Source organism: Anaerolineae bacterium (assembly GCA_011176535.1).
GTDB lineage: Bacteria > Chloroflexota > Anaerolineae > Anaerolineales > DRMV01 > DUEP01.
On the sequence record DUEP01000073.1, the window covers coordinates 1 to 4877 of the forward strand.

Annotated in this window: 5 protein-coding genes; all 5 read left to right on the forward strand. The window is 60.4% G+C overall.

The genetic code is table 11. The annotated features are described in order from the left end of the window. Positions 1–189: 189 nt before the first annotated feature. The gene (locus G4O04_07220) at positions 190–1437 is read left to right on the forward strand and encodes an ABC transporter substrate-binding protein (protein ID HEY58306.1); all 1248 of its coding nucleotides are present in this window, start codon (positions 190–192) and stop codon (positions 1435–1437) included. Positions 1438–1545: 108 nt separating this feature from the next. Next, complete coding sequence (locus G4O04_07225; protein HEY58307.1) at positions 1546–2403, forward strand: branched-chain amino acid ABC transporter permease; 858 nt, start codon at positions 1546–1548, stop codon at positions 2401–2403. Continuing rightward, positions 2400–3371: a branched-chain amino acid ABC transporter permease gene (locus G4O04_07230; protein HEY58308.1), complete on the forward strand. Its 972-nt coding sequence runs from the start codon at positions 2400–2402 to the stop codon at positions 3369–3371. Before G4O04_07225 ends, G4O04_07230 begins: the two co-directional genes overlap by 4 nt. Then, positions 3371–4120, forward strand: coding sequence for an ABC transporter ATP-binding protein (locus G4O04_07235; protein ID HEY58309.1), 750 nt, complete (start codon positions 3371–3373; stop codon positions 4118–4120). Before G4O04_07230 ends, G4O04_07235 begins: the two co-directional genes overlap by 1 nt. 9 nt (positions 4121–4129) lie before the next feature. Next, the gene (locus tag G4O04_07240; protein ID HEY58310.1) at positions 4130–4840 is read left to right on the forward strand and encodes an ABC transporter ATP-binding protein; all 711 of its coding nucleotides are present in this window, start codon (positions 4130–4132) and stop codon (positions 4838–4840) included. Positions 4841–4877: the final 37 nt, after the last annotated feature.

Below are 4877 nucleotides of genomic sequence, written 5' to 3' on the forward strand. Positions count from 1 at the left end.
ACAGTACAATAAGGCTTAGCATCAAAGGATGTCCATTTTACCGTTCCCGTTCAATCTATTCCAGAGGAGGTCCCCATGAACCACAAATGGCTTGTGTTAGTAAGCGTCCTGCTCTTGGCAGGCCTCGTATTAGGCGCCTGTGCTAAGGCGACCCCCACGCCGGCTCCGGTCCAAACCGAAGCCCCGGCCATGGGCGAAACCCAGGAGGCTTCCGAAGCCCCCGAGGCTCCGGAAGCCACCGAAGCACCTGCCGCTGCCAAGGAGGTCATCCTCACCATCGGCTTCACCGAATCCCAGACTGGGAAGTACAATGTCTCCTCCGGGCGGCAGGCGAAAGGCCTACGCTTGTGGATGGATCAGGTGAACGCCGCCGGCGGCATCAAGTTGAGCGACGGTACCGTGGTCAAGTTCAAGGCCGTGTCTTACGACGATGAGTCGAGCAAGGACCGCGTCCAGGAACTCTACACCCGCCTGGCCACCGAGGACAACGCCGACTTCCTCATCAGCCCCTACTCCAGCGGTCTGACCGCGGCCGCCGCCATCATTGCCGAGCAGTACGGCAAGGTCATGCTCACCACCGGTGCGGCCAGCGACTCCACCTACAAGCAGGGCTACACCCAGGTCTTCCAGATCTACACCCCCGCCAGCCGGTACCTCACTGGTGCAACGGATCTGCTGATGGATCTGGACCCTGCCGTCAAGAAGGTGGCCTTCGTGTATGAAAACAGCAAGTTCTCCACCGCGGTGGTGGAAGCCGCCAAAGCCTACACTGAGTCCAAGGGCTATGAAGTAGTGCTCTTCGAGGGCTACGACAAAGACACCACCGACTTCGGCCCCTTCATCAACAAGATTCAGGAATCGGGCGCGGAGGCCGTGCTGGGCGGCGGCCACTTCCAGGACGGCTCCACCTTTGCCCGCCAGATGTACGAAAAGCAGGTACCGGTGAAGTTCATCGCCTTGCTGGTGGCCCCGCCGGAGCCTGACTTTGCTCAGTTGGGCGACGCGGCGGTGGGGATTGTCGGCCCCAGCCAGTGGGAAGCCGAGGCCAGTTATTCGCCTGAGGCGGCCAAGGCCGCGGGTATCGCCTGGTTTGGCCCCACCAGCGAGGAATTCGTCAAGGCCTACAGGGCGGCCTACAACGACGAAGAGCCTTCCTACCACTCGGCCGGCGGCTATGCGGCGGGCCTGGTGCTGCAGAAGGCCATTCTGGACGCCGACTCGGTCGATCCTGCCAAGGTCAAGGCCGCGCTGGAGAACATGGACCTGATGATCTTCTTCGGGCACATCAAGTTCGACACCAGCGAGGAAGCCCATGGCCTGCAGGTGGGCCACGAGATGGTCTATGTGCAGTGGCAGAAAAGCGGCGACACCTTGCAGAAAGTGATCGTCTGGCCGAAGGACGCGGCCACGGCCGAGCCGCTCTATCCCATCCACTAACCTTGAAGTCACCTCAAAGAGGGTGCCCTTGCCATAGGGGCGCCCTCTTTATACCCCTTTCCGTGTCCGACGATCATCTTACTCCCCTGGGAAGAGGAGCACAAAAGCATGGAACTGGTGCGGTCGCTGATTGATGGCCTGTTGTTAGGCTTTGTATACGGCTTAGCCGCCATGGGTCTCACCCTGATCTGGGGGGTGATGAATGTGATCAACCTGTCCCATGGTTCCATTATTGCCCTGGGCATGTTTGCCGTGTACTTCTTGTTTACCGGCCTGGGCATACCGCCTTACCTGGCGGTGCTGTTGGCCGGCATGTTAGGCCTACTCTTAGGCATCCTGATCTATTACATCGCCGTGCATCGGGTACTCAACGCCCCCCATCTCTCCACCCTGCTGGCCACCTACTCGGTCAACATGATCATCATCGGCCTGGGTACGGCGGCTCTTTCCACTTCTCCCTACAATGTGGAATACACCCTGGACTCGCTTCGATTGGGCAGCCAAATCGTCATCCCCGGCACCCGACTAGTCGCTGCCGTGGCTGCCGTTTTGGTGACCGGGCTGCTTTTCCTGTTCTTGCAAAAAACCCGCATCGGCTGGTACATCCGTGCGGTTACCGACAACCGTAATGCCGCGGAAATCGTGGGCGTCCCCTCGGTTCGCATCCTGGCTTTGAGTTTCGGGCTGGGCACCTTGCTGGCCGCCTTCTCTGGCGCCCTGATCGCCACTTTTTTCCCTTTCACCATCCTGGCTGGTGGACAGTACGAACTCAAGAGTTTCGTCATCGGCGTCTTGGGCGGCCTGGGCAACCCCGTCGGCTCCCTGTTCGGCGGCCTGATTCTGGGCGCCATTGAGGGCATCGTGCCGGCCTTCATGCCCACCACCTGGACGCCGGTGCTGGAATTTGCCCTGTTCATCCTCATCTTGTTGGTTCGCCCCAGCGGGTTGTTTGGAGCGAAAGAATGAACAAAAATCAGGCACGACTCGGACTACTGCTCAGTTTGGCAAGCATTGCGATCATCTTTGCCTGGCCCCTGGTAACCCACAAGGCCTCCGACCGCGAGAGCGCTTTCACCATTCTCAGGGCCATCACCCTGGCCGTGAGCCTCAACATTCTGCTGGGCTATACCGGCTATGTCAGTTTCGGTCACATCGTCTTCTTCGGCCTGGGCGGCTATGTGGGGGTCTATCTCATCGTGGTCAAAGGCTGGTCCCTGTGGCTGGCCATGCTGGCCGGAGGGCTGGCCTCCGGATTGCTGGCCCTGGTCGTCGGGAGCGCCATCTTGCGTCTCCGGGGGGCGTATTTCGCCCTGGTCACCATCGGGCTCAACGAGGTCGTCCGGTCTTTCATCAACAACTTCGAGCCCTTCGGCGGCCCCATTGGGATGACCATCAAGTTCTCGGTGTACAAAGCCTACGGCGGAGCGGCGCACATGCTCCAGTTGGCCTTCTATGTGGTGACCGGCCTGGCCGTGCTGGCGACTCTGGTGAGTTACTTCGTGCGCACCTCCCGCTTTGGTCTGGGCCTGCTGGCCATCCGCGAAGACGAGGATGCGGCCGAGGTGATGGGTGTCCGCGCCCCCACAATGAAGACCATCGCCTATGTGCTTTCGGCCATCATCCCCGGGATGTTAGGGGCACTGTTCTTCTTCAAAAACGGGTCCATCGAGCCGCCTGAGGCCTTCCCGCTGGCCATCTCCATCGAAATGATCGTCATGGTGATGTTGGGCGGCCAGGGCACCGTGTTGGGCCCCATCCTGGGCGCAGCCGGGTATCAGGCCATGCGCACTTTCCTGCTGACCAACCCCGTGCTCAAGAACATCCAACTCACGGTGGCTGGCGTGTTGTTGCTCCTCATCGTGCTGTTCATCCCGGCCGGGTTCATCGGCTGGTTGCGGCGCCGCTTTCCTAAGGTGCGGAGGGTGTTGATATGATGCTCCTCCAGGTACTCGGTGTTTCAAAACTCTTCGGCGGTCTGCAGGCCCTGCAAAAGGTCACCTTCGATCTTCCGGAAGGTCAGATCCTCGGGCTGATTGGGCCCAACGGCGCGGGCAAGACCACCCTGTTCAATGTCATCAACGGCGTTTACACGCCGGAAGAAGGAAAGGTGCTCTTCCTCGGCCAGGATGTCACCGGGCGCAAGCCCTACGATCTGGCCAAGCTGGGCATGGCCCGCACCCACCAGATTGTGCGCCCGCTGGCTGAACTCAGCGTGCGGGAAAATGTCATGGTGGGCGCCTGCTACGGGCCGAAAGGATTCAACCTGGATGCGGCCGCCAAGGTCGCCGATGAGGTGCTGGAATTTGTTGGGCTGGCCGAGCGCGCTGAGCAACTGGCCGGAAGTCTCAATGTGGCCCAGAAGAAACGGTTGGAACTGGCCCGAGCCCTGGCGGCGCGGCCCAAACTACTCCTGCTGGACGAGGTTCTGGCCGGCCTCAACCCTTCCGAAATCGGCGAGATGGTCGAGACCATCAAACGCATCCGCGACCAGGGCGTCACCATCCTGATGATCGAGCATGTGATGAAGGCCATCATGAGCGTCTCCGACCGCATCATCGTCCTGGATTTCGGTCAACTCATCGCCGAAGGCACCCCAGACGAAATCGCCAACAACGAGCGGGTGCAACAAGCCTATCTGGGTGACCCCAAACTGGCCCAGCGTTTGCTCCAAACCGAAGCGTGAGGGATTCTTATGGCCATCTTAGAAGTCAAAGAAGTCACTTCCGGCTATGGTGATGTGCAGATTCTCTGGGGGGTCTCCCTGGGCCTGGAAGAGGGCTCCATGACCGCCCTGGTAGGCGCCAACGGCGTGGGCAAGACCACCCTGTTGCGCACGGTGGTGGGCCTGCTGCGCCCCTGGCAAGGTCACATCTTGTTCGAAGGGGAGGATGTCAGCACCCTCCCTCCACATGCCAAGGCGGAGCGCGGACTTATCCTCGTTCCCGAAGGGCGCCAGTTGTTCACCAACATGACGGTGTACGAAAACTTGATGATGGGAGTCACCCCCCAGCGCGCCCGCAGCCAGGCCAAGCGCAACCTGGAACTGGTTTACGAGATGTTCCCCCGCCTCAAGGAGCGCCAACACCAAAAAGCAGGGACCCTCAGCGGCGGCGAACAGCAGATGCTGGCCGTGGCCCGGGGCCTGATGGGCGCCCCCAAGGTGCTCATGATTGACGAACTGTCCCTGGGGCTGGCCCCCATCCTGGTGCTCCAACTGTTCGAGAGCCTGCGCCGCCTGCGGGAAGAAGGGATCACCGTGCTCATCGTGGAGCAAAATGTCCAGATGGCGCTGGCCGTGAGCGACTACGCCTATGTGTTGGCGGAGGGCAAGGTGGAACTAGAAGGGCCTTCGCGCCAGTTAGCCCAAAATCCCCACATTCAGAAGGCTTACCTGGGGCTGTAGGCTATTTGGTGACTTAAGACACTTCCCTTATTCGGCA

Coding starts and splice junctions, on each gene's coding strand:
- G4O04_07220 (HEY58306.1), top strand. CDS start 190: ATGGGCGAAACCCAGGAGGCTTCCGAAGCCCCCGAGGCTCCGGAAGCC.
- G4O04_07225 (HEY58307.1), top strand. CDS start 1,546: ATGGAACTGGTGCGGTCGCTGATTGATGGCCTGTTGTTAGGCTTTGTA.
- G4O04_07230 (HEY58308.1), top strand. CDS start 2,400: ATGAACAAAAATCAGGCACGACTCGGACTACTGCTCAGTTTGGCAAGC.
- G4O04_07235 (HEY58309.1), top strand. CDS start 3,371: ATGCTCCTCCAGGTACTCGGTGTTTCAAAACTCTTCGGCGGTCTGCAG.
- G4O04_07240 (HEY58310.1), top strand. CDS start 4,130: ATGGCCATCTTAGAAGTCAAAGAAGTCACTTCCGGCTATGGTGATGTG.